The sequence below is a fragment of the Bacillus sp. z50 genome, from assembly GCF_058313585.1.
In genome coordinates, this window is the sequence record NZ_JBZFQL010000002.1 from 664,374 (window position 1) to 689,029 (window position 24,656).

Here is a 24,656-nt window from a genome sequence, read left to right on the forward strand (position 1 = left end):
TAGCCGATTGGCTCATGGTATAATTATGAATAATTATGTACAGAGGATCTAAAACAGGGGGAAAATATTTTGTCCAAACTACTAACTATGTTAAAAGAATCCCAATATACAGTTGTTTACAGGTGCTGGAATGTCGACTGAAATAGTCCTGTTACACCCGATTTGTAAAAAATAGTCTATTAATGATATAAATATACACTACACAAAGAAATAAAAAGCGGCAGGCTCTACAATGAGTTCTGCCGTCTATTTGTTATTCGGTTTCCTTATAAAATTCCGCACTTCTTTCAAGTAAATTAATCCACTCAAGTGCTAATTTACTTCCATCTCTTTCCTCAACTAACTTAATTTTTTCGTCGATTTCTTCTACAGTTACAGTTCCTTTTTCTTTTAGTAATTCTTCCAATGCTCTCGCTTTTATTTCAAGATCATTAATCTTAATTACGATTGCGTCATAAACGCTATACATGCTTTTTTCCATAACATATCCACCTCCTCCTTATTACCTACATTCGACAATATACCAGAAAATCCCTTTCGATTTGTGTACAATAAATATACAACTTAGAAAGTGGATGTTTCCATGGGAGCTACAGATAAACCAGAGAAAGAAGTAATGAGAAGTAGAATTGAGGAAGTTTTATCTAGACTTATGTCGAAGAAACATGATGCTAACGTTAAGATCAAATTTGTACCGGAAGATGAGAAGAATAAGAAGAAGTAAAAAAAAAAGAAGAGGCCCTGTCGTAGTGACGGAGCCTATTTTAATGTATTTAGGAAGTGATGAACGGACCATCCTCATCCTCGTCTCGAATCAAATAGCACTTATCGCATTTCTTACATATAACAACGTGCTTGCCAACGTCATCAAGATCTTCCCAAATCTCCGTCCAACCAATTTCGCCTATACGCGGCTCGTGTTGACAATGAGGACATTTAATTTTAAACTTCTTTCCGTCATATTTGTTCGCCTCCTATTATGGTCTAGTTGTGAAAAAGATGATTTAAAACAATAATCACTTGTTTGTTAACGTCGTCAACAATGTAGAGGTTTTTATTGTCCCTATAATCCACCAAATTAAAGATGCCCTCAGTGATTTCAAAGGCCGTAAAACCATGAAGCCTCAATCCGTTTTAAATCCAGGTTTTTCCAGTAGGTCCGGTATTGCCAAGAATGGTATACGTATACTCCTTTGCGTTGCCGAATCGGTCGTCCATTATGTGTCTAAGGATTCTGCTAGGCGTCAGTGATGACAAGTTCATTTCTCTCATGTTCTTTTCTCCTTTCAAATTTGAACAAAAATTAAAGAGAGCACCACTTGGGTACTCCCTCATAATATTGCGTGTAATTTTCGCGAAACCAATGATTTAGAATAGCTAATTGGCTCATGGTATAATGATGAAACAAACATGTACAGAGGATCTAAAACAGGGGGAAAATATTTTGTCCAAACTAGCTACTTTATTAAAAAATTCCCAATATACGGTTGTATTTACAGGAGCTGGGATGTCAACTGAAAGCGGGTTACCTGATTTCCGCTCAACTAATAACGGATTGTGGAAGAAGCAAGATCCAGGCACTATTGCCAGTACAGATGCACTTAATCAAAATGTCAAAGAGTTTTTTGAATTTTATCGCCAGCGTGTGGTAGGAGTGAAGGAACACGGCCCACATAAAGGCCATTCTATTCTCGCTAAATGGGAACGTGAAGGTATTATTCAAAGTATTATCACGCAAAATGTGGATGGATTCCACCAGGAAGCCGGCAGCAACCGGGTAGCAGAGTTGCACGGAACCTTACAAAAAGTGCATTGCCAAACATGCGGTAAGGAATATGGCAGTGAAATGTATTTAAATGAATCCTATCAATGTGAGTGTGGCGGCAAGCTTCGTCCATCCGTCATTTTATTTGGTGAAATGTTGCCTGAAAAACCATTCATGATCGCTGAGGCTGAAAGTGAAAAAGCAGACCTGTTTATTGTTCTCGGATCATCGTTATCAGTGACACCTGCTAATCAGTTCCCTTTAATTGCTAAGCAAAATGGTGCGAAACTGGTTATTATTAATTTAGAGCCTACTAATTTTGATTTTTATGCAGACCTCGTGATTAATGACCGTAAAGCCGGCGAGCTTTTAGCTGAAATAGATGCCGAGTTAATTGAAAATTATTAATAGATTCAGGCCAATCTTTGAGAAGGAGATTGGCTTTTTTATATGCAGTTATCTTCCATCTCAGTACCTGAAAGCTGTACAAATTGCAACTAAACAAAAGGCTCTGTTCGTATATATTGCTGATAATGTCTATTAATTAACAAATGCCTGAGTTACTTCATACAATATTTGAAAAAATGGAGTTGTTATTCATGGCGAGATGGATTGACATATCAACATCGAAACATCAATTAAAACTTTTTGATGGAAATAGGCTGATAAAAGCTTACCCAATTGCAGTTGGGAAAATATTATCACCAACACCTACTGGGACATACAAGATAATCAATAAACAACGTAATCCTGGAAGACAATTCGGAGTTCTTTGGATGGGTTTGTCAAAGCCTCATTACGGTATACATGGAACAAATACCCCAGCTTCAATCGGTAAGAATGTCTCACATGGTTGTATTAGGATGTTTAATCATGATGTTCTAGAATTATCATCTAGAGTACCAATTGGTACTAGGGTTGTTATTCATAAATGACTCTGTTAATCTAGCTCCTCTTACTGCATAATTTTGGTCAAATACGACATAAAAGCATCGCTTCTCTTATTCAACTAATCTTCGCCTTAGTTGAATAAGAACGGGAATTCAAAAACGAACATTATCTACAAACAGAGTCAAACAAAAAAACGACCCACTCATGAGCCGTAACGATATCATTCAACTATTATTCATTTAATTTAAGATTTTAGAATATCATGGTCAACATAACGTTCCCCATTCAGAGAACTGATTACATTTATCGCGACTCTTGCTCCGTCCCCTGCTGTTATAATTGTATGCATGCTTACACCAGCAACTGTGCCGGCTGCCCAGACATGATCAAGATAGGTTTTACCGGAATCATCGACATCAATCACTTTTTTAATACGCGGTTCAGTACCGTCCTTTGTTTTGATGCCTGAAGCTTCAGCGAGGTCAACTAACATACCGGAAGCCAAGATCACTTCACTTGCCATATAGTTGGATTCTTCTGTTTGAATCATCACTCCATCATTTTCCACTTCGATTTTTTCAGCGGTTGCAACCTTGAATTCAGCGCCGAATTTCTCTGCCTGTTTTTTACCGATTGCAATAAGGTCAGGTCCAGTGATTTCTTCTACACCATAATGATTTTCAATCCAGGCACGTTTAGTGACACTTTTATCATTATCCAAAACCAACGTTTTTTTACCTGCTTTTGCAGTGAATAATGCAGCACTAGCACCACTTGGACCTGCTCCAATAACTATAACATCATACATTTCCTCAAACCTCCCCAGCCTATTATGAATTCCACCCTTATTATAACGGAAATAATTACCAATTTCTATTGAAGTGATTTTGGATACCTGACCAATCGTTCTAGCGTATTAGCCAATGGCGGGTTAATAATCTGCTTGGATACCTCAACCGTCTTGATTTAAAAGACCATACCTTATATTCCGTTCAGCGTTATATTGAAATCCACATCTGTACTTTATTTATACGTAAGATGTTCGCTTGCAGAAAGTCTAAATCCTCTTTAATAACTCAATTCTTTCACCATTATTCCCCTCAACAAAAACAATTGTCCAGCCATTTTCCAGCCTTATTGGTCCCTCCAAAATAGATACATCGTTTTCATTTAAAATTTGAAAACAATCCGTTTCAAAACAAATATGTGTCTCGTATGAACCTTTTTCATCAATCATTCCATTTTCAATCAATTCAATCCTGAATTGGTCATGCACTAAGAATACGATCTTTTCTCCTTCCAATTCCAAGTATTGTTCAGTGCGAAATCCTAGATATTTTTCAAAAAAGAACCTTGTAAGTTCCAGGCTTCTCACCTCAAAACCGACGTGATGGATATTCAACATTTTCATATAATTAAGTTCACATCTCCAAACTCATGCCACAAATACCCCTTAAGTACGGCTTCCTCATACGTTTTAAAAAGGAAATCCGAATCAATAAAGGCAGTGAGCATATCCAAATGACTCGCCTCAGGTTCATGGAAACCGGTGAGGATACCATCAACTGCTTCCATAGGGTAATCAGATCCGATATACAAATGAGTGCTACCCTTGAGCTCTTCAGTTAGCAGAGCCGTCTCCAAAGCACGAACGACCGTGCTTCCGACAGCAATCACTCTTCTCCCCTCTTTTTTCGCATGCCGAATCATATCCATTGTCTCACTGGGGATTTCATAGATTTCAGGATTGGTTTCCGGTTTTACAGGCCAGTAGTCATCTAGTAAATAGCTCAAGCCTGTGTGAAGCTGAATAAACTGAAGCTTCACTCCCTTTTTTTGAAGATTGAAAAGCATTTCCCAGGTAAAGGCTCGGCCAGCAGATGGCATTTCAACGGAGCCAGGGACTGAGGCATAGACCGTTTGATAGAAGTTTAAATCAAGTGCATGTTTCGTATATTCATACCGAATCGGTTCTCCTTTTTGATATAAATAATGTAAAATACGATCCTCTGATTGAGAAAAACAAACCCTCCACAAAGGGGTAGCTTCTACCCTGCTACTTATCTCTCCTTTCAATTGCCCTTCCGAAAAATTGAGCACATCTCCACTTTCTATATCTTCATGCAGGGCCAGCACTTCCCAGGCATTATTCACAATCTTTTTTGCAAACCTTATTTCTACAGCTTCTGCTATAACGATTCCTTTTCTAGTAATAGTTGCCCTTGCTGAGGCGGGAATTGTTCTGCTATTATTCAAAACCAGAATATCACCTTTCTTTAGATACTGATCGAAATGGAAAAATTGAGTGTGTTCTATTGTTCCAGTCCTTTTGTCTGTTACCATTAGCTTGATTTGGTCCCTTCTCATCCCTCTGAACTCTGGAGGTTCAGACGCATTCAATTCTTGAGGCAGAAAAAAAATTTTCCTGAGAGGCAATGCCATTAAAATCCCTCCTGTTCAAGCTCGAAGTTCTGTGCTTCAAACCGTTTACCGCTAATATGCTGTGATTGATCGGAGGCTAAATAAACAAAGGCCCCCAGTACCTCCTCCGGTTTAGTCAGTTCTTCATTATGATTAGGGTCTGCCAACGCATACATATCCGTATCCATACTGCCGGGGTCAATCATATTGATTCGTATATTCGTTTCCAAAAGCTCATCTGCCCATGTTTCGGTCAGCCCTTCCAGCGCAAACTTCGAAATTCCATAGGCACCCCATCCTGCATATCCTATTTGCCCGGCTTCTGATGTTACATTGATAATCGAGCCTTCATTACGCTGAAGCATTCCAGGAAGAACACGTTTTGTGACCATAAATGGACTTAAGGTGTTTGACTTTATAACATTCATGAAATCAACCTCTGAATAATCCAGTAAGAGTGGCATCGGGCTAGGCCCAAGTACTGCAGCATTATTGATTAAAACATCAATTTGGCCAAATCTGCTTTCTGTCATGGATATAAAAGCTTCAATATCACGCTGATTTGTTACATCCGCTTTTACTGCCAAAACTGTACTGCCCAATTCCTCAGCCAATAATTTCACTTCTTGTAACCGCTCTTCTCCCCGTGCACAAATTGCGAGATTGTATCCTTGTTTTGCAAAGGCTAGGGCTAATGCTCTCCCTAATCCTTTTGATGCTCCTGTAATCACAACTGTTTTCATGATTTATACCTCCTAAAGAATCTTATACTTATAGGGTATTGCAAAAAGACAGCCATGCCCTCGGAGGATGGATGGAGTTTCAGCTACATCTTTAGTAGTACTCCGCTATAAAAAATGTATAATAATAACAAAACATCTTTTAAGGAGACTAAGGTGATCCGTAAAATTTTTCTCTCAGAGATTCATATATTGAAGGAAATCGCTGAAACATTAAATGAAGGCACTGATTTAAACGAGGTTTTGACTAAAGTATTAAAGAAGCTTTTAAAAATAACCTCCTTGGAAACCGGGTGGATCTTTCTTATTGACGAACAAGGAAATTACAAATTAGCTGCTTCTGAGGGACTGCCGCCCGCTTTAAAAATCTCAGACTATGAGCCGATGTGTACGGGTGACTGTTGGTGTGTGAATAAATTTTTAAAGGATAATCTACATAAAGCTTCGAATATTATGGAATGCAAACGGTTGGAAAATGCAAGATTGAATCAATGGGGTGACACCTATGGCCTTGTTTACCATGCGACTGTTCCCTTATCAGCTGGGGATGAAAAATTCGGTGTACTAAACGTAGCCGTAACGAATAAAGAAAGATTTGAAGCAGAAGAGTTGGGTCTCTTAGAATCCGTTGCCTATCAAATCGGAAATGCCTTGAAACGAATCCATTTAACAAAACGGGAGCAGGAACTGAAAGTTACAGAGGAACGAAATCGCTTGGCACGGGACCTGCATGATTCTGTAAATCAATTACTTTACTCTATTAATGTGACATCAAAAGCCGGAATCAATCTATCAAAAGAGGATTCAATAAGACAAATTTTTGCTGATATCGGAAGTATGTCACAGCATGCACAGGCTGAAATGAAGGCATTGATCTGGCAATTACGGCCAGATGGACTAAAGAACGGACTCGTTTGCGCCCTCAAATCATACGCTGGAATACTCGGTTTACAAGTTATAGTTCAGGTGAAAGGGACAGGATCTCTCCCTTCAAAAATCGAAGAAAACTTATGGAGGATTGGGCAGGAAGCCTTCAATAATGCCATTAAATATTCCGGTCAAAAAGAAATCTTACTTTCTCTTGAATACAAACAAAATCATATTATCATGTCGGTTGAAGATGGTGGAGTAGGATTCGATATTTCATCAGCAAAGGGAATGCCGAGTCTTGGGCTAAAGAGTATAGAAGAACGCGTAACAGCCCTGCAAGGGAAATTTAGCATAATTAGCAAAAAGAACTCCGGCACCAGTTTAACGGTTGAATTGCCATACTAAAGGAGAATTTTAATGACGATAAATATTGTTTTAGTGGATGATCACCATGTCGTTAGGAAAGGGCTGGCACTATTATTAAACAGCCATCCAGATATGAGTGTAATTGGAGAAGGAACAAACGGTAAGGAAGCAATTGAACTGGCCAAAAACCTGACTCCCGAGATTATGATAATGGACTTACTAATGCCTGTAATGGACGGAATCGAGGCAACAAAACACATTGTAGAAACCATACCGGATGTGAAAGTTTTAATCCTCACCAGCATGTCAGATCAAGACCATGCCATTCCTGCCTTGGATGCAGGTGCCAGTGGCTATCTATTAAAGGAAAGCGACCCTGAGGAACTAATCTTGGCTATTAAAAAGGCAGTAAACGGAGAAACCTATATTCATTCCAAAATTACGGCAGATTTAATGACAGCTATGCAAACGAATAAATCCAAGCAGACTTCATTAAATTCATTGACTCAAAGAGAAAAGGAAGTTCTCAAGGAAATCACTAACGGCAAAAGCAATAAAGAGATTGCTTCAGCACTTTACATAACCGAAAAAACGGTAAAAACTCATGTATCCAATATCCTGTCTAAGCTAGAGCTGCAGGACCGTACTCAGGCTGCTCTTTTTGCGATACGAAATGGTTTTTAATTGATTTGGATTCGTTGCTATTTTATTGGGGTTTATATCCTCTTCCAATCACATTCATCCGGTAAAAAAAGAGAATAGAAAATCTATATAAAAATCCAGGTGATCAATGACTCACCTGGATTTTTATACGTAATTAAGCAATTAGCGAACTGCTTTCTCACGGGTTATAAGTACGTAAATAACCATCGACATAAATACGGACACAGCCGCTGTCATATAAATGCTGCTGTAGCCAAATGAATGTCCAATCTGTCCGAAAATCATAGCTCCAATCCCTATACCTAAGTCAAAGAACGAGTAAAATGTGGCATTAGCCATTCCTTTACGATTTTGGGGTGCCTGATCAATTGCCCATGCCTGTAGGGCTGGCTGAACGCTTCCAAATCCAAATCCATAAAGGAACGCCGCAAATAACATCATGCTCGTGCTAGGCAGCCAGGATAGTAATAGCATCGCAATAAACACCAACAATGTTCCCGGTATAAATACAGCCTTGTGCCCTTTACGGTCATATAATTGTCCGGCAAACGTTCTTGTCAACATGACCGATAATGCATAGATAACAAAATACCATTGGATTCCATCGATTCCCTTTTGTGCTGTATATAAAGGAAGAAAAGTAGCAATTCCTCCAAAAGTAAATGTGATGAAAAATGCCAGTATAGATGGCTTTAACGAGCTTTTTTCATATAGATCCAATATCTTCTTACCAGTTGGCTGCACAGTCATTTTCTCAGCTTTCTTGAATTTGATCTGCGTTGCTACCAGAAAAGCAATGATACCTAAAACGGCACATATTAAGAAAAACTGATTAAATGGCATCATAACTACCAAAGCAAGACCTAGAGATGGCCCAATAGCCATCGCAATATTTCCGGACAGCCCAAAGTAACCCATTCCTTCACCCCGTCTTGATGCCGGTACCAAGTCTGAGGCAACCGTACCCGTAGCTGTAGTTAATGCTCCCCAGCCTAATCCTTGAATAATCCGCATCATGAACAATAAAGCAATACTTGCCATAAAGCCAAACGACGCGAGGGTAAGGATAAAAACAATTAATCCTCCGAAATAGACAATTCGCCTTCCCTTCGTTTCCAATGCCTTACCGGCAAAGGGCCTAATCAGCAAAGCTGAAAATGTAAATATCCCGACAACTGCCCCTATTAGCTGGTCACTTCCACCGAGATGTTTAACGTACAACGAAATTGTCGGCAAGGTCATTTGAAAACCTAAAAAGATCAGGAAGTTTGCCATACAAATGAAGACAAAATCTCTTGTCCATATCTTTTCCTTCTTTATTTTCTGTTTTACACCTTGTTGTACTTGATCAATCATACTATACCTTCTTTCTGCTCCTTTACATTAATTATCTTACCCGAATACGAAACTATCTTTCTATGGAAATTTAAAAAATACACAAAAAATCCCCTCTTCTGTCGGCAAGGGAGTAATATATTGTTATTCCCATTTGATAGTCTCCTACACCTTTCTGCATTAAAGACTACTGTTAAAATGGATTTATAAATTAACTTCCTTTTATGCTGATAGGTTCCACATCTGATTCTACTAGCATACTATCAAATAATATCATTTTTATTTGAAATGACAGATACTTATGATAGCTCATGCTTGTAAATGTCCAGTGTGTAGTCTTTATTCTATTAATTTATTAATAAATTTTTATTAGGAGGTTGTAAATGAGAAAAATAGGGGCGATTGTATTAATTTTGTTAACTTTTATCGGAATTGGATTAGGCTATATTCAATATAAAAAGTCAACTGTTGAACAACGTGTAATTGAGTATCTGACAACTGAAGAGAACATTTCAAAGAATGACATTATTTCCAGTGAACCATTTATTGCAAATTTACAAGGAAATAAGAATTGGATGGTTAGTATTCGACTAAAAGATGATAATAAAACCTACTTTTATTACAAAAATAAGAATGAAGTAATTTTAGAATCGTATGTAGAAAACGGAGTAGAACACGTTCAATAAAAGGTAGTAAGAGGAAAATCCTTCATAAATAGGATTACCTTTAATTAATTAATTAAGGATAATTAACATTTAAGTTTAACATATCCATAAATAAAAGAGCTCAAATCCATTTGAATTAGAACAGTCGGAGTTGAGCTTCACTATTTATTATTAAAATTATAATGATACTTATCTTAACAAAAGTGATTACCATACTCATTCAATCGGTAATCTATTTTGTTAATTTATGATGGAAAGCATAAATTACTGCTTGGGTACGATCCTGAACTTGAAGTTTACCTAAAATATTGCTTACATGCGTTTTAACCGTTTTAAGTGCAATAAATAATTGATCTGCTATTTCTTGGTTCGTCTTTCCTTCCGCCATTAATAATAAAATTTCCATTTCTCGTGATGTTAAATCTTCGTGCAAATCTCTTTTATTTGCGTTTCTAAATTTAGACATGAGTTTATCCGTCACTTCCGGTACCAGAACGGATTGCCCCTTAGAGGTTTCGCGTATCGAATCTGCTATTTCACTTGCTTTCGAGGTTTTTAACATATAGCTGATCGCTCCTGCTTCAAGAGCCGGGTACACTTTTTCATCATCAACAAAACTCGTTACAATAATTATTTTTGCCTCCGGCCACTCCGCTAGAATCCGCTTGGTTGCCTCAATCCCATCCATTTCAGGCATGACCAAATCCATCAATATTACATCAGGCTTTAAGCTCAATGCCATTTCGACACCCTTTAGTCCATTTTCCGCTTCCCCTATCACTTCAATGTCCGGTAAAGAAGATAAATAGGCAGAAATACCTATACGGACCATTTCATGATCATCTACAAACAATACTCTTATCATGCTTTCTCACCCACATTCACTAATGGTACTCTTACTTCGATTCGCGTGCCTTGCTTTGGTACCGAAACTACCTTTAGAATGCCGCCAATTTCTATCGCCCGCTCTTTCATATTTTGCAACCCGTAAGAGCCAGCCTTCGCTTCATCTGCAGTAAATCCAACACCATCATCAATCACTCTCATAATTAAAGAACGTTCATGCTGAATAATATACACTTCCAATAATTGTGCTTTAGCATGACGTAATGTATTCGAAACGGATTCCTGGAGGATTCTAAATAAATGATCCTCAATCCCTTTCTCCAATTCCAAATCTTCTACCTTCCATTTTACTGTAAAAGGGATTTTTTGTTTGAGTTCACTTAAAAGATTATCTACGCCTTCCTTCAAGCTTTTATCCTTTAAATGTACAGGACGGAGATGTAAAAGTAGGGCTCGCATTTCTAATTGGGACTGTTGAATCATACTTTCAACCATCCTAAGCTGTTTTTTCTCAGTTGTCTCTTCATTCCCACCTGATTCATTGATGGCTGACATAAGCATGGAAGCAGCAAAAAGCTGTTGACTGACAGAATCATGGAGTTCTCGGGCCAATCTATTTCTCTCCTCCTTAACCATCTCCTGAACTCGTTTTTCCTGTTCCACAGAATTTTCAGTAGCCAGAGCCTGAGAACGTTTTGCCTGATCAAGAAGGACTGTCTGGATTTGTTTTACTTTCTCGAGAGATTCAGATAACTCCTTTGTCTTAATCTCTTTTTCCGAAAGGTTTTCCCCAAGGTTTACACTTCGTAATGTATCATTTAACTGATTTATTTCAGATTTATAGAATAGCCCACTTGCAATTCCGAACAAGACACCAAACAACAAGGCAATACTTAGCGCAAATAACAGAAATGGCACATTAAAGATTTTCTTCTCATACAAAGGAGTCCAATCAGAGGAGAAAAAGATTACATAATAACATAAGAATATAGTTAAAAATAGCAGTAAAGAGATTGATATACAGATCAATAGTTGGCGTTTTAGTATACTCATATCCACTTCACCACCAAATTGCCGGCACCGATCGAAGTAACGATCTTTATTTTATAGCTAGCCTCGTTATATCCTTCTGATCTATACATAATTTGCTGATTCCTAAGCTCTTTTTCCTTTTCTTCAAATAAACGTACTTTTCCATATAAACAGGTATGGGATATTTGTACACCCACATCGTACGGAACAAATATTTCAATGTCCCCAATACCATTCCGAATCGAAATGACTGATATTTCCTTCGGTAAGACTGTATTGCTCAAATTGATATGAGTATCTCCGTATACGCTTATCACATTCAGATCATTCCATTCGTATACGTACTCAGGAGTTTGCTGACTTCCAAAAATTCTATTCGTAATTACAGGCTTGGATATTTCACCATTCTGTTTTTCCTGCTGTTCAAACGATTCTTTAGGTTTGATTTGAATAGGTTCACGTCTCTTTTGAAGATGTTGTGAAATATAATAGAGAAGAATAATAAAGAGTAGGAGCCTGACAATGAATAGATTAATTAAGCCTATAAGACCTGATATTATACCAATCCAAAATATCATTTTCCCAAATAGTTTAGAATAACGGGAATAGCCGTAATAAATACAAATTCCCGAAAACAATACGGTATAAAGAATTTCATGAAAGCGAAAAAAGATAATTTCAATTAAAGCAACAATTAAAATAGCAATTAATATTTTTTCTGCCCAATGCCCTTCTTTATATCTCTGCATATTCCTACCCCCCTATCCGTAATTCATCATAGATGAACACCTGCTGATTACTAATCTAAAACAGACGCAGCAAAATACTGCGTCCTACATACTAGAATACCATTTTTTAATTCACTGTTTCCTTCCTTTTTAAATCTTTTTCAATTTCTGCAATACGGGTATCAATCGTTGCTTCATAATAATTAGCTTTCACTCGATTTTCTATTTGCATCATATAATCATCAATTTCTAAGGATTGTTGCCCCTCGCCCTCTACTGCATCTTTACCGGACTCCATTAACTTATCCATTTTATGATGGACCTTTGCAATATTTTCCCGCCCCATCAGCTCAAGTCTCTTTATATGCATATCTTTCAGCTTTTGCTTCATTAAAGTAAACTTCTCTTCAAGCTGTTTTAAATCAAGACCAATTTGCACAAGCAGATGTTCAATTTTGGCTGAACGGTCCTCATAAACCGCCTGTTCCTTAATGGCAAATTCGTATAATTCACTCACATCGCCTGCTTCCTTAGCAATATAAGCCTGATGTTTACGTTTATCGGCCATTTCCTTAGCAACCGCTAATTCACGCTTTATTTCCTCTTTCAATCGATATTGACGTTGTATTAATTGTTGAACCTGTTCAACTTCTCTTTCGGATTGTCTCAAATATTGATTCAATTTTGAAATTGGATTCCTCTCCTCCTGCTTATCGATTAAATCATGAAGATCTGCTTCTACCGAATTTTTCATACGAGTAAATAAATTTGCCATGTTTCCTGCACACTCCTCATTTAAAATTTTTATTTAATTGTTCCCATTCTTTTTCAAAGTTTGTAAATGGATCATCATGACTCACATAGTCCTTTTCCTTCTTATGCTCCTTATATAGATAATAAAGAACATACATAGCCACCAAGCCAATTAACGCAGGTATATTACCAACTGAAGCCAATAATGTAATAACCGCAATTGCTCCCCAAACCACTTTCGACAAATTTATATCCGACTTCATGAATCCTTTCACGGCAAAATACAAAATAGCTAATGTAATGGCCAATGTAATAATGGAACCAATATTACCGATAACGATTAGACCAGCCACCAGCACAATCAAGATCAATCCGAAATTTTTCATTGATATTCCCTCCTTATGTCTTTAGTTTAACTTGGAAGAATATTCTTTATAACGACCCTGAGCTTGATTTCCACCTAGGTCTTGAGGCGTAGCTAAACTAAGACTATTAAAAAGCTCTGCAGTACTGCTTCCAAAAAAATAGCGCAAAAAACATTGAGAGAATCGAGTATTGCACTGGGAGAAGAAAATCCTATACAGCTAGTGCTGAGACGACTGTACAGGCCCGATAAGCATAAGAAGAGGCGCGCCAGGGGCGATTTCTCCTACCGTAGTGGCTATCCTTATGACCTCGAGGGACTAGGAGTCGAAGCCGAATCACACCATATATTAAGTAAAGTAATAATGGAAAATCTAACAGACTATCTAAATAACCATCTGCCCCGGGGAGCATACGTAAGTTTAATAGTTGATTCCCCAGCTGATAAGCTTTATGAGAAATTCGATTTTGAATATAACGCTCCCCAATCTGTCGGGATGTATCGAAATTAATATAGTTTTAAAGAATACATACTCAGAGCCAAAGAACGCTGAGTTTTTGGTTGTCATTCAAGTTTTCTAATAATGTCAATATCTCTTCTTTTTTGCTACTTACCAGTTAAAATGGCCTTGTATACTTAAAAAACACACTTTTCTACTCATCTTCCTTCTGTGTGTTTCTACCCACTCTTCTCTGTTTTTCGAGCATAAACCCCATAATTAGCTAAGCCGTATTTACTATTTTTTGAAAAATCAAAAAATTAAAAAGACTATTTATAATCGTGGTGGTAAATTAATAGTGTGGTAGATAGTAAATTATTTACCTAAACTTTCATTTTCAATTAAGGGGTGATTTTGTAGATTTCAGATATTGACAAATAAAAAGGAGGTTGGAGCTTTGCATTTCAAAAATACTAAGAATGTCGTTTTTGTTTTACTATCACTGGTATTACTATTATCTAACTTATTAATCGGTATAGGTACAGCGAGCGCTAATACATATGAAAACTCTAAACTAAAGCCCTTTAGCAACACAGTAAAAAAGAAACTGGATGTAAGTAAATATGACCCAGATGAAAAGGTGCGCGTTATTGTAGAACTCGAAGGTACTCCTGCAATTGATTACGCCACTAAACAAGGTGTTATGTTTAAAGAACTCTCCAAATCAAAACAATCGGAATTACAAGCAAACGTTAAAGACCAACAATCCGATTTCCTATCATCTATTAATAAAAAACGTGTAAAATTCGACGTTGAAAACTCCTTTACAGTAGTCGCAAATGGGGTCAGTGGTGAAGTAAAGGCTTCAGACATATCAAAAATTGAAAGTATCTCCACTGTTTCATCTGTATATATCGCTAATGAATATAAGCGACCGGAAGTAAAACCTGAAATGGTATCCAGTGGTGATATCGTTGAAGCAGAAGAAACATGGGTCAAAGGATACAATGGTACAGGTACAGTTGTTGGTATTATTGATACTGGAATTGATCCCAGCCATAAAGATATGGTTCTAACTGATGAAAGCAAAGCAAAGTTAACAAAATCGGATGTAGATGCAAGCATTTCTAAAAATAAATTACCAGGAAAATACCATACAGCGAAGGTTCCATACGGATACAACTATTATGATAAGAATCAAGAAATTCTTGATCTTGGCTCTGATGCATCCATGCATGGTATGCATGTTGGTGGAACGGTTGGAGCAAATGGATCCAAAGATGCTGGAGGCATTAAAGGAATTGCTCCTGAAACACAATTATTAGCTTTAAAAGTATTTGGTAATGATTCAGAAATGCCTTCTACATGGGGCGATATTTACGTTAAAGCAATTGATGATGCCATTTTGCTTGGTGCAGATGTGTTGAATATGAGTCTTGGATCAACTGCAGGATTCCAATCTCCTGAAGATCCTGAGCAAAAGGCGATTGAAAGAGCTGTTAATAACGGTGTATTAATGGCCATTTCAGCGGGTAACTCTGCTCAGATCTCTGATGGATACGCAGATCCTTTTGCAACGAACCCTGATATCGGGCTTGTAGGATCACCAAGTGTTTCCAAAGATTCCATCTCAGTTGCTTCTCTTGAAAACACACATGTATTTGTAGATAAATTTGAATTTACGATTGGTGGAACGACATACTCAGCTGGATATAAAACACAATCCTCTCCTCTACCATTAGATGTTTTCAGTACAACTGAAAAAGATGTTGTTTATGTTGGTAATGGTCATCCAGATCAATATCAAGGAAAGGATGTAGCTGGTAAAATAGTTTTTGCTGTCAGAACAGCTGCTACTCCAAACTACGGTGAAATCCAAAAGCAAGCCGAAGCTGCCGGAGCCATCGGTGTTATTATCAGGGGAACTCCTGCACATGGAGATTTTGTCAGCATGGCTCTAAACAGCCCTACTATCCCACTGGTTTCACTGCGAGTAAGCGATGGTACTATGTTTGAAGAAAAAATTAAAGCAGCTGGTGATGTAGGTAAAGTTAAATTCACCGGGGAAATGATACAACTAGAAAACGGTACAGCCGGACAGTTGTCTACCTTCACTTCATGGGGAGTAACACCAAACTTAGATTTTAAACCTGAAATCACAGCACCAGGTGGAAAAATCTATTCAACATTAAATGATGATAAGTATGGAGTTATGAGCGGTACATCCATGGCTGCACCGCATGTAGCAGGCGGATCTGCCCTTGTGTTGGAATATGTAGAGAAAAATTTTCCAAATCTTGAAGGCAAGGATAAAGTCCAACGTGCGAAAACTTTATTAATGAATACATCTGAAACTATTAAAGATCCTCTCGGTACAACCTATTATTCACCACGTCGTCAGGGTGCCGGGGTTATGAAATTAAACTCAGCAATTACTTCCCCAGTTTACGTGGTAAATAAAGGAACGGATGATGGAAAAGTTACATTAAAAGAAATTTCCAACGATAAGTTCTCTTTTACACTGACTGCTACTAACTTCAGTGAGAAAGATGCAACATACACAGTTGATACAACTGTACTATCCGATGCTCTGTACGAAGCAGGTGGATATACGTTCAATGATCTGACACCACAGGAAATCAAAAAAGCAATTGTTACATCCGATAGTGAAATTACTGTTGCAGCTGGTAAATCTAAAGATTTTACAATCACAATTGATTTAAAAAATGCAAAAGCTGATTTAGAAAAAGCGATGAAAAACGGATACTTTGTTGAAGGCTTCGTATTCTTAAAAGCTAAGAATCTCGAAGACTCTCTACCTACTTTATCCATACCATTTGTTGGATTTAAAGGTGACTGGAATAAACCAAACATTATCGATCCAATGAATAATTCCGTCGATTCATTCTATGGATATACAGGTCTTGCCGATTCTAATACCGGTGAATTTTTAGGAGTTAGTCCATTCGATAAGAATCAAATTGTTGATCCATCTAAAATAGCTTTTTCACCAAATGCTGACGGTCATTATGATGCAGTGGCCCCTGCCCTATCATTTTTACGAAACAGCAAAACGGTGGAATACAGTATTACCGATACAGATGGTAAAACATTGCGTAAAATAACTACTGATAAGTACCAAAGAAAGAACTATGCAGCAGACTCTATCGTAACATTCGAGCCATACTTCACTGAATGGGATGGTAAAGTAAATAACAAATCTGTTGAAGAAGGACTGTACTATTACCAAGTCAAGGCAATAATCGATTACGAGGGCAAGGAACCTCAAGTATTTAAAATGCCAATCCTAGTAGATAATACAGAACCAACTGTGTCTGATCTTAAATATGATGATGCAACAAAGACAGTTACATTTAAAGCTGAAGATACAAATTCAGGCGCAGGACTTCAATATATCGAGCTTTCCGTTAACGGTAAAGCACTGAAAGATTATGTAGCACCAAACAGCACCAACACATACAGTGTCAAATTATCCGACCTGAAGTATAGCGATGATACACCAGTAGAAGTGAAAAACGGTGACAATATCAACGTAGTTGCCCATGACTATGCTGGGAACCGCGGTGCTAAATCATTATTGGATAAGACAATTCCTTATATCAGTGTCATAGAACCTGCACCACTTGGAATCTACAATGAACTTGAAGTATTTGTCTTCGGATATATAACTGACGATTCTGAGATAGATTATGTATGGGCTGAATATGAAGGGAAACGCCAGAACCTTATAATTGAGTTGGATGAAGAAACTAAGGAGCCTTATTTCTTTGATATTTTTGAGTTCTCCAAAGAAGGTAAACATGATATTCGATTCTATGGAGCAGATGTAGCCGGTAACAAGATTGATTTCAACAGAGAAATCTTTATTGATACTAAAAAGCCAACAATTGAAGTTGACTACAAGGCATTCTCCACAGGTGATAGCCAAAAAGTTAAGGTCAAAGTTGGTGATAACTACAATGCTCTTCGACTAGTCGTTAATGGAAATGAAGAAATAAACACATTTAATGATTTGGGTGACTTACCTGTTTACGCACCTTACTCTGTAACTCAGGAAATTGAACTTCCATTAGCGGAAGGTGTGAACGAGTATGAATTCGTGCTTGAGGATATAGCAGGGTACCAAGTTAAGAAGAAAATTGAAATTAATAAGGTGCCAATTCCTGTTAAGCCATCCGTAAATGCTGTAACGGATGCCAGCACAAAAATTACGGGAACTGCACCAACCGATTCAAAAGTAACCATTACAGATAAAAAGAACTTAACACTAACAACTACAGCGAATGATGGTAAATTCTCGATAGATTTAAAAACGAAGCTGAAAGCCGGTACTAAATTATACGCTACTGTTACAGATCCGAAAACTGGATTAGTGAGCGAAGTAACAACGATCACAGTAACGGATAAAACAGCTCCTTCCGCTCCTTCTGTCAATGCTGTTTCAGACAAGTCTACAACTGTAACAGGTAAAACGGAAGCTGGTGCAAAAGTAACAGTTAAGGCTGGTTCTAAAACTCTCGGTACAGCTACTGCCAATAGCAATGGAAACTACACTGTAAAAATCAAGAAACAAAAAGCCGGAACTTCCCTTTCTGTAACAGCATCAGACAAAGCAGGTAATATAAGCAAAGCGAAAACAGTTAAAGTGGCAGATAAAACAGCTCCTTCCGCTCCTTCTGTCAATGCTGTTTCAGACAAGTCTACAACTGTAACAGGTAAAACGGAAGCTGGTGCAAAAGTAACAGTTAAGGCTGGTTCTAAAACTCTCGGTACAGCTACTGCTAATAGCAAAGGAAACTATACAGTCAAAATCAAAAAACAAAAAGCTGGCACTTCCCTTTCTGTAACTGCGAAAGATAAAGCTGGCAATACGAGCAAAGCAAAAACAGTAAAGGTAGTAGATAAAACTGCTCCATCTACTCCTTCTGTTAATCCAGTAAAATCAAGTTCTACAAAAGTGACAGGAAAAACAGAAGCCGGGGCTAAAGTAACGGTCAAAGCCGGTTCTAAAACTCTTAGCACTGCTACGGCCAACAGCAAAGGGAACTATACCGTTAAAATCAAAAAGCAAAAAGCCGGTACGACTCTTTCTGTAACTGCCAAAGATAAAGCTGGCAATACGAGCAAAGCAAAAACGGTTAAAGTGAAAAAATAAGTAAAGCAAAAAGGTGCCCTGGCTTGTCGCCCAGGGCACCTTTTATTTTTACCTAATAATCTGTCTTTTAAAGCTTCGATTCATTCTGATAGAAGATGAAACTACTGTTATACCAAGAGGGATTTGTTCATGTTAGATATGTTCTTATATAATTGGCAGGTTAGAGATGAGTGGTTAAATTGGTGTAACAGTACCCAAAGAAGAACTGACAAAAAAACGCATGGGTGGAATGGGTAGTATTCCACATAATTTATATCATGTCATCGATTGCGAACAAATTTGGATTAATATCTCACCAATACATGCCAAAGGAGCTTTAACTCCTGTAGCACCTCTTTGACAGTTCCATAATCAGACCAATTCTCAGGATAACAGCACAGGTCTTTTGCTGCTGAACCAATTACGCTTGCATCAATATAATCACAATTAGTTATTCGTTTTGCCAGATGAGGCATTTTCGCTCCTCTGAAATCTGAAGGGACGTCCTTGCTATTAAGTTTAAAGCCCTTTCTCCAATATAGGCTGATTGAATACTGTCCGCAAAGCTGCTCTAGCATATTTCCGATTTCAGTAGCTTGAAAAGAATCATCAGCCACAAGTGCATCAACATCCTTTTCAAGCGATACTTCCCCGTGTACTTGTGCTTCAATGTAATAATCCAGATTGCGATTAGGTTTTCGTTTCACAAGGTCTGATTGTATATTATATAGGTTGGCCAAATAACTTATTAGCTTAGGTGGTCGTAATTCTGATTCGCCAAGTACAATTTCTCTGGAAAATGACTCTTCTAAAAGCGCTGCCAAAATTAAATCGAATTCTTGATATATCCCTTTTTCCTTTAATTCGAGGTGTGAGTCCATATATGTGTAGGTAGAACGATAGGAGACTTTCGGAGAAAGCAGAAAACAACAGGAACCAAAACGTGGTGCAGGTCCATCAGAATGTAACATAACATTCAATGCCCCATATTTAGGATGTTCTTTATGGCTTGTGCCTTTAAACTGATAAGCTCCTCCAAACATTCTTGTCTCCCAAAGATCACGCTCACCCCCTTGATAGGCAGAGACACTTCCATTTGAAATGAATGTTTCAAATTGACTCTTGTATACACCCTCATTGAATAAAGATTCAGCCACGCTTATCCGGTTGTGAGTGAGCCGATCCGGATGAAAATGCAAGCCAATTCTTGCGTTATTCTTCATATTATTAACCGCTTGCTCAAATACTTCTGTTGATATATTTGACATCGTCAGTACATGATTAAGAGTTCGTTTTGCATTTTGAGTATGCTTCAATATACTGAATCGCCTATCGTTGAAATGCTGTTAACATCTATTCCCCTACTTACCAAAACATAATTAGGAGTGCATTTTGACAAATATTTTGGCTATTTTAACTCCATACTATAAAAACAATGGATAAAATATACTTCACTTGCAAATTATGCATCCAATTGATATATTAAGTTTTTGTGTAAAAGTAACTTTTTTACTATTCTCAGACAGAAAAATACTAACCAGAGGTGACATAATGAATTACTTATGGGGAATGCTCGGGATTATCTGTATTTTAGGAATCGCCTTCCTTCTATCAACCAACAAACGAAATATTAATATTCGAACTGTAGTTGTAGCATTGGCTATTCAAATTTCTTTTGCTTTTATTGTTTTAAAATGGCCACTTGGACGTGCAGCATTTCAGAAAATAACCGATGTTGTGAATAACATAATCGGTTACGCAAATGAAGGAATAAACTTCCTGGTTGGCGGTCTTTATACACCACAATCAGGCATTACAACCGTTTTCTTATTTAATGTTTTAGGAATCATCATTTTCTTCTCTGCTTTAATCTCTGTTTTGTATTATTTGGGGATTATGCAATTTGTCATTAAATATGTAGGTGGCGCTCTTGCAAGACTATTAGGCACAAAAAAAGCCGAGACATTTAATGCAACAGCTAATATATTTGTTGGGTGTACAGAAGCACCTTTGGTTATAAGGCCGTTTATAGATAGATTGACCAATTCCGAATTATTTTCTGTTATGGTCTGTGGGTTGGCTTCAGTATCAGGTAGCGTACTTGTAGGATATTCTTTATTAGGTGTTCCCTTAGAATATTTGCTAGCAGCAAGTATTATGTCTGCACCGGCAGGACTATTACTTTCTAAGATCATGATACCTGAGATGGAACACAGTCAGGAAGATGCGACAGGTTTTGAAATGGAAAAGGATGAAGAGGCAGCCAATGTAATAGATGCAGCTGCTAACGGAGCATCAACTGGGCTTCAATTAGCACTGAATGTTGGAGCCATGCTGCTTGCCTTTATCGCTTTAATTGCTCTGCTGAACGGTCTGTTAAGTTTCGTTGGTGGATGGTTTGGATTTGATCAGTTATCAATTGAATTACTATTAAGCTACATATTTGCTCCATTAGCTTTTGTCATTGGTGTACCTTGGAATGAAGCCTTGACAGCTGGGAACTTCATTGGTCAAAAGCTTGTTATAAATGAATTTGTGGCATATAGTAATTTTGCTCCAATGATTGACTCCTTATCAAATAAAGCCGTTGTCATTATTAGCTTTGCACTCTGTGGATTTGCAAATCTTTCTTCTCTTGGTATCTTACTTGGAGGACTTGGAAAGTTATCTCCAAAGAGGAGACCTGATATCGCACGATTAGGCATTAAAGCGATCATAGCAGGTGCACTGGCATCCTGTTTAAGTGCTGCAATTGCAGGAATGATTATTGGGTAGGAAATAATCCGGATTTTTAAAGCTTAGGATATTAAATACTATGGCCTCAAGTGATTTTAAGACTTGAGGCTTTAATTTTTATGAAGCACTAGCAAACATCATATACCTGTTCTCAAATCTCTTTTTAATTCTATATCCCCGATATTTTCCATATCGCAAGTGAAATACATTATTTTAACAAATTCCCCACATCCAGTATAGATGAAATAGTTACGGAGAATGACAAATATACCAATGATTTTTCATATTGTTTTACCACCTTCTTCCATGTATATTTCTAGTTAATAGTTAAAATCTTTGTTGATACAGCATGTTATACAACCATGATTAATAACCAATAAAAAGGAGGCATTCTAGATTTGAAAAAAAGATGGTTCTCTCTATCTGTACTATGTGGAATTATGTTACTAACTGGAACCTATGTAGGTGCAAAAGGATGGTATGAAACAAAGCCTGTACCAAAAGGAGAAAGACATCAACTTTCTGAAATTATTCCCCCAAAAGCAAAATGGGAAAAAATCGCAAAAGGCGATGAAGGGTTTATTGAAGGAATAAATTTCGACCGCAAAGGAAATATCTGGCTGGTCAGTCCAACAACCGGTGAACTTCTCACTATAAAAAAAAATAAAATAGAAGTAGTAAAACAATTTCCCAGTCCTGTTGGTGCAAAGTTCCATAAGGACGGAAGGTTATTTATAACAGATTTAACCGGGGTTATACATGCCTATAATCCTAATACGAATGAAAGTACAGTCGCAGTAGATTCTTTTAATGGGGAACCTTTAAAAGGGCTGAATGATTTAGTATTTGATGAAGATGGGGGCCTGTATTTCACTGAACCAATGGGTTCTAGTGCAACTCACCCCGTCGGTCGCGTTTTTTATCTTCCTCCAAATAGCAATGAAGCGCAACTGTTTGCCGAAAACATAGCTTATCCGAACGGGATCGCTATCTCCGCAAATCGCCAACGTGTTTATATCTCTGAGTTTAATAAAAACAGAGTACTCTCTGTCCCTTCCAAAAATGCCCTTTCTTCACCTGAAACTGCTTTTATCTTTGGGCAATTTGAGGGCGGAATCGGTCCTGATGGCTTAGCAGTCGATACTGAGGGAAATTTATATATAGCTCATTTTCAAGCCGGTGAAATTGTAGTCCAGGACTCAGATGGATTTAAATACGGGGTTATTCGTCTGCCTGTCGGTGCTGGAACATTTATAACTAATCTAGCCTTTCATGACGGGTACTTGTATATTACTGAATCCTCAAAAAATGAAGTGTGGCGAATTCCTGTAAAAAAAGAGGGATCACAACCATATGGATTACAATAGAAAGTAAGTAGCCCATAGCTGAGCTTTTTAACACACAATTTCAAACCTAGTTCAAATACAAAAAGGAACGCCTTAGATGGGCGTTCCTTAAAAATTTTCTATTGATTATTAATGAACGCGCACAACACGTCCGTTAAATTTTTGTTTCCAGTATCCTGTTTTAAGGCTGGCAATTGCTACACCAGTAGAGCTTTGGGAACCGATGAATTTTCCACCGCCAACATAAATGCCGACGTGACCGTCTTTTTTATACGTATCGAAGAAAACCATATCTCCCGGTTGCATTTGGCTTGTTGGAATCTGTCTTCCAGCATGTTTCAGAGCATCTGTGCTCGCTGGTACAGAATATCCACCTTGTTTAAATGCCCAGCTAACAAAACCGGAGCAATCAAAGCGTCCTGCTGCAATATCAGCTTGAGTTCTTCCACCGCCGAATACATAAACAGAGTTCCCAATATATTTATTGCCTGCAGTAATAACGGTTTGAATATTTTTATTTTGGGTAGAACTATTAGTAGAACTTGGCTTCTTATTAGAAGAGTTTGAATTAGCTGGTTTAGAGCTAGTTTGTTCGTTCTTCGAAGTGCTTACAGCTTCTTCTTTAGAGCTGGAATTCACTTTATTTGTTGTTTCATTCTTAGTTGAAGAGTTTGTTTCTTCTTTTTGAGTATCAGCAATCTTCTCAATTTTCTCTTTTACATTGGAAGATTCTTTTACAACAACTGGCTCCACCACAATGTCGATATTTCTTGCTTTAGCATCTGCTAATTGACGTTGACTTTCTTTTTCCTTAGCTTTAAGCTCTTCCTTTAAGGAATTTGTTTGATCTTGTTGTTGCTTAATATCCTGCTGCATACCAACAAGCTCAGTTTTCATATCCTTTAAACCAGTAAGCTTTTCTTCTACTGTTGCTTGTTTATCCTCAAGTTGGGTCTGATCCTCTTGAATTTCATCAATTAATTGACGGTCCGCTTTAACAATTGTTGATACGGCTCCGATTCGTTCAATAAAATCTCCAAAACTAGTAGATCCAAAAATTACCTCTAAATAGCTGACGTTACCATTTGTTTGTTGGTACGTAATAGCACGCTTCTTTAAAATTTCTTGGCGTTTTTCATTTTTTTCTTCCAGTTCGGTAATTTCATTATCTAAAGTCTCTACTTGTTTTTCCGTTTTGATAATATCATCTTCTGTTTTATTAATCATGTTCTGATTATCTTTAACAGCCTGGTTGATTTGATCAATACGAGTATTCAGAGTAGAAATTTCAACTTGTACCTCATTTAGAGCAGCTTGAGCTTTATCAACCTCAGCTTGCCTAGCCGGGTCTTTTGCAGCACTTGCTGATGGAGTGCCTATGTAACTGCTGAACCCAAGCAATAAAGCCGTACTTAGCGCAATAATTCTTTTATTCATCATTAAAGTATTACCTGCTTCCTAGTTTTTTAATTTATCGGGTCTTTCATACCATTTCTATTTATCTATTTATCTAACATGGATAAGTATATCATGCTAATTTA

General features: G+C 37.5%; 22 protein-coding genes. 8 read left to right on the top strand and 14 right to left on the bottom strand.

Annotated elements, in window-relative coordinates; translation table 11 throughout:
* Positions 1–253 precede the first annotated feature (253 nt).
* Complete coding sequence (locus tag AC4G3N_RS09040) at positions 254–481, bottom strand: hypothetical protein (protein ID WP_491090045.1); 228 nt, start codon at positions 479–481, stop codon at positions 254–256.
* 653 nt (positions 482–1,134) lie between these two features.
* On the bottom strand, positions 1,135–1,272 hold the full coding sequence (locus AC4G3N_RS09045; protein WP_491090046.1) for a hypothetical protein: 138 nt from the start codon (positions 1,270–1,272) through the stop codon (positions 1,135–1,137).
* A gap of 172 nt (positions 1,273–1,444) precedes the next feature.
* Here AC4G3N_RS09045 and AC4G3N_RS09050 point away from each other — a divergent pair, with 172 nt between their 5' ends.
* Together AC4G3N_RS09050 and AC4G3N_RS09055 are read left to right on the top strand one after the other, a co-directional pair.
* Positions 1,445–2,173 carry an NAD-dependent deacylase gene (locus AC4G3N_RS09050; RefSeq protein WP_491090047.1) on the top strand — a complete coding sequence of 243 codons (729 nt, stop codon included), beginning with the start codon at positions 1,445–1,447 and terminating at the stop codon, positions 2,171–2,173.
* Between the two features lie 191 nt (positions 2,174–2,364).
* A complete protein-coding gene (locus AC4G3N_RS09055; RefSeq protein ID WP_140461203.1) occupies positions 2,365–2,700 on the top strand; it encodes a L,D-transpeptidase in 336 nt (111 codons plus the stop codon).
* A gap of 200 nt (positions 2,701–2,900) precedes the next feature.
* On the opposite strand, the gene AC4G3N_RS09060 is transcribed toward AC4G3N_RS09055, so the two are convergent.
* The 4 genes from AC4G3N_RS09060 to AC4G3N_RS09075 form a co-directional block, all read right to left on the bottom strand.
* On the bottom strand, positions 2,901–3,464 hold the full coding sequence (locus AC4G3N_RS09060) for an NAD(P)/FAD-dependent oxidoreductase (protein WP_491090048.1): 564 nt from the start codon (positions 3,462–3,464) through the stop codon (positions 2,901–2,903).
* Between the two features lie 249 nt (positions 3,465–3,713).
* A complete protein-coding gene (locus AC4G3N_RS09065; RefSeq protein ID WP_491090049.1) occupies positions 3,714–4,067 on the bottom strand; it encodes a VOC family protein in 354 nt (117 codons plus the stop codon).
* Positions 4,064–5,098: an S-adenosylmethionine:tRNA ribosyltransferase-isomerase gene (locus AC4G3N_RS09070; RefSeq protein ID WP_491090050.1), complete on the bottom strand. Its 1,035-nt coding sequence runs from the start codon at positions 5,096–5,098 to the stop codon at positions 4,064–4,066. Before AC4G3N_RS09070 ends, AC4G3N_RS09065 begins: the two co-directional genes overlap by 4 nt.
* Positions 5,098–5,820 carry an SDR family oxidoreductase gene (locus AC4G3N_RS09075; protein ID WP_491090051.1) on the bottom strand — a complete coding sequence of 241 codons (723 nt, stop codon included), beginning with the start codon at positions 5,818–5,820 and terminating at the stop codon, positions 5,098–5,100. Before AC4G3N_RS09075 ends, AC4G3N_RS09070 begins: the two co-directional genes overlap by 1 nt.
* A 153-nt stretch (positions 5,821–5,973) precedes the next feature.
* On the opposite strand from AC4G3N_RS09075, the gene AC4G3N_RS09080 reads away from it, so the two are divergent.
* Positions 5,974–7,092 carry a GAF domain-containing sensor histidine kinase gene (locus AC4G3N_RS09080; RefSeq protein WP_491090052.1) on the top strand — a complete coding sequence of 373 codons (1,119 nt, stop codon included), beginning with the start codon at positions 5,974–5,976 and terminating at the stop codon, positions 7,090–7,092.
* 12 nt (positions 7,093–7,104) lie between these two features.
* Complete coding sequence (locus AC4G3N_RS09085; protein ID WP_491090053.1) at positions 7,105–7,737, top strand: response regulator; 633 nt, start codon at positions 7,105–7,107, stop codon at positions 7,735–7,737.
* A 141-nt stretch (positions 7,738–7,878) separates the two neighbouring features.
* Here AC4G3N_RS09085 and AC4G3N_RS09090 read toward each other — a convergent pair whose 3' ends face one another.
* Positions 7,879–9,072, bottom strand: coding sequence for an MFS transporter (locus tag AC4G3N_RS09090; protein WP_491090054.1), 1,194 nt, complete (start codon positions 9,070–9,072; stop codon positions 7,879–7,881).
* Between the two features lie 362 nt (positions 9,073–9,434).
* On the opposite strand from AC4G3N_RS09090, the gene AC4G3N_RS09095 reads away from it, so the two are divergent.
* Positions 9,435–9,737: a hypothetical protein gene (locus AC4G3N_RS09095; protein WP_491090055.1), complete on the top strand. Its 303-nt coding sequence runs from the start codon at positions 9,435–9,437 to the stop codon at positions 9,735–9,737.
* Positions 9,738–9,948: 211 nt separating this feature from the next.
* Here AC4G3N_RS09095 and AC4G3N_RS09100 read toward each other — a convergent pair whose 3' ends face one another.
* The 5 genes from AC4G3N_RS09100 to AC4G3N_RS09120 all read right to left on the bottom strand — a co-directional run bounded on the left by AC4G3N_RS09100 (position 9,949) and on the right by AC4G3N_RS09120 (position 13,461).
* A complete protein-coding gene (locus AC4G3N_RS09100; RefSeq protein WP_491090056.1) occupies positions 9,949–10,581 on the bottom strand; it encodes a response regulator in 633 nt (210 codons plus the stop codon).
* The gene (locus AC4G3N_RS09105) at positions 10,578–11,615 is read right to left on the bottom strand and encodes a sensor histidine kinase (RefSeq protein WP_491090057.1); all 1,038 of its coding nucleotides are present in this window, start codon (positions 11,613–11,615) and stop codon (positions 10,578–10,580) included. Before AC4G3N_RS09105 ends, AC4G3N_RS09100 begins: the two co-directional genes overlap by 4 nt.
* Complete coding sequence (gene liaF / locus AC4G3N_RS09110) at positions 11,612–12,343, bottom strand: cell wall-active antibiotics response protein LiaF (protein WP_491090058.1); 732 nt, start codon at positions 12,341–12,343, stop codon at positions 11,612–11,614. The genes AC4G3N_RS09105 and liaF overlap by 4 nt, the downstream gene beginning before the upstream one ends.
* A 106-nt stretch (positions 12,344–12,449) precedes the next feature.
* Positions 12,450–13,097 (bottom strand): PspA/IM30 family protein, encoded by a 648-nt coding sequence (locus tag AC4G3N_RS09115; protein ID WP_066101162.1) that lies wholly within the window; start codon positions 13,095–13,097, stop codon positions 12,450–12,452.
* 16 nt (positions 13,098–13,113) lie between these two features.
* The gene (locus tag AC4G3N_RS09120) at positions 13,114–13,461 is read right to left on the bottom strand and encodes a lmo0954 family membrane protein (protein ID WP_491090059.1); all 348 of its coding nucleotides are present in this window, start codon (positions 13,459–13,461) and stop codon (positions 13,114–13,116) included.
* A gap of 874 nt (positions 13,462–14,335) precedes the next feature.
* Here AC4G3N_RS09120 and AC4G3N_RS09125 point away from each other — a divergent pair.
* Positions 14,336–19,054, top strand: a complete 4,719-nt coding sequence (locus AC4G3N_RS09125; protein WP_491090060.1) for an Ig-like domain-containing protein — start codon at positions 14,336–14,338, stop codon at positions 19,052–19,054.
* A gap of 284 nt (positions 19,055–19,338) precedes the next feature.
* On the opposite strand, the gene AC4G3N_RS09130 is transcribed toward AC4G3N_RS09125, so the two are convergent.
* On the bottom strand, positions 19,339–20,352 hold the full coding sequence (locus AC4G3N_RS09130; RefSeq protein ID WP_491090092.1) for a DUF3626 domain-containing protein: 1,014 nt from the start codon (positions 20,350–20,352) through the stop codon (positions 19,339–19,341).
* A 232-nt stretch (positions 20,353–20,584) separates the two neighbouring features.
* Here AC4G3N_RS09130 and AC4G3N_RS09135 point away from each other — a divergent pair, with 232 nt between their 5' ends.
* Entirely contained in the window at positions 20,585–21,808 is a 1,224-nt protein-coding gene (locus AC4G3N_RS09135; protein WP_139891366.1) for a NupC/NupG family nucleoside CNT transporter, read from the top strand.
* Positions 21,809–22,167: 359 nt separating this feature from the next.
* Positions 22,168–23,136: an SMP-30/gluconolactonase/LRE family protein gene (locus AC4G3N_RS09140; RefSeq protein WP_257468962.1), complete on the top strand. Its 969-nt coding sequence runs from the start codon at positions 22,168–22,170 to the stop codon at positions 23,134–23,136.
* A 108-nt stretch (positions 23,137–23,244) separates the two neighbouring features.
* Here the strand turns inward: AC4G3N_RS09140 and AC4G3N_RS09145 are convergent, their stop codons facing one another.
* A complete protein-coding gene (locus AC4G3N_RS09145) occupies positions 23,245–24,555 on the bottom strand; it encodes a C40 family peptidase (protein WP_257468963.1) in 1,311 nt (436 codons plus the stop codon).
* Between the last annotated feature and the right edge of the window lie 101 nt (positions 24,556–24,656).

Coding starts and splice junctions, on each gene's coding strand:
- AC4G3N_RS09090 (WP_491090054.1), bottom strand. CDS start 9,072: ATGATTGATCAAGTACAACAAGGTGTAAAACAGAAAATAAAGAAGGAA.
- AC4G3N_RS09115 (WP_066101162.1), bottom strand. CDS start 13,097: ATGGCAAATTTATTTACTCGTATGAAAAATTCGGTAGAAGCAGATCTT.
- AC4G3N_RS09065 (WP_491090049.1), bottom strand. CDS start 4,067: ATGAAAATGTTGAATATCCATCACGTCGGTTTTGAGGTGAGAAGCCTG.
- AC4G3N_RS09040 (WP_491090045.1), bottom strand. CDS start 481: ATGGAAAAAAGCATGTATAGCGTTTATGACGCAATCGTAATTAAGATT.
- liaF (WP_491090058.1), bottom strand. CDS start 12,343: ATGCAGAGATATAAAGAAGGGCATTGGGCAGAAAAAATATTAATTGCT.
- AC4G3N_RS09095 (WP_491090055.1), top strand. CDS start 9,435: ATGAGAAAAATAGGGGCGATTGTATTAATTTTGTTAACTTTTATCGGA.
- AC4G3N_RS09055 (WP_140461203.1), top strand. CDS start 2,365: ATGGCGAGATGGATTGACATATCAACATCGAAACATCAATTAAAACTT.
- AC4G3N_RS09060 (WP_491090048.1), bottom strand. CDS start 3,464: ATGTATGATGTTATAGTTATTGGAGCAGGTCCAAGTGGTGCTAGTGCT.
- AC4G3N_RS09045 (WP_491090046.1), bottom strand. CDS start 1,272: ATGAGAGAAATGAACTTGTCATCACTGACGCCTAGCAGAATCCTTAGA.
- AC4G3N_RS09135 (WP_139891366.1), top strand. CDS start 20,585: ATGAATTACTTATGGGGAATGCTCGGGATTATCTGTATTTTAGGAATC.
- AC4G3N_RS09145 (WP_257468963.1), bottom strand. CDS start 24,555: ATGATGAATAAAAGAATTATTGCGCTAAGTACGGCTTTATTGCTTGGG.
- AC4G3N_RS09075 (WP_491090051.1), bottom strand. CDS start 5,820: ATGAAAACAGTTGTGATTACAGGAGCATCAAAAGGATTAGGGAGAGCA.
- AC4G3N_RS09100 (WP_491090056.1), bottom strand. CDS start 10,581: ATGATAAGAGTATTGTTTGTAGATGATCATGAAATGGTCCGTATAGGT.
- AC4G3N_RS09105 (WP_491090057.1), bottom strand. CDS start 11,615: ATGAGTATACTAAAACGCCAACTATTGATCTGTATATCAATCTCTTTA.
- AC4G3N_RS09070 (WP_491090050.1), bottom strand. CDS start 5,098: ATGGCATTGCCTCTCAGGAAAATTTTTTTTCTGCCTCAAGAATTGAAT.
- AC4G3N_RS09120 (WP_491090059.1), bottom strand. CDS start 13,461: ATGAAAAATTTCGGATTGATCTTGATTGTGCTGGTGGCTGGTCTAATC.
- AC4G3N_RS09085 (WP_491090053.1), top strand. CDS start 7,105: ATGACGATAAATATTGTTTTAGTGGATGATCACCATGTCGTTAGGAAA.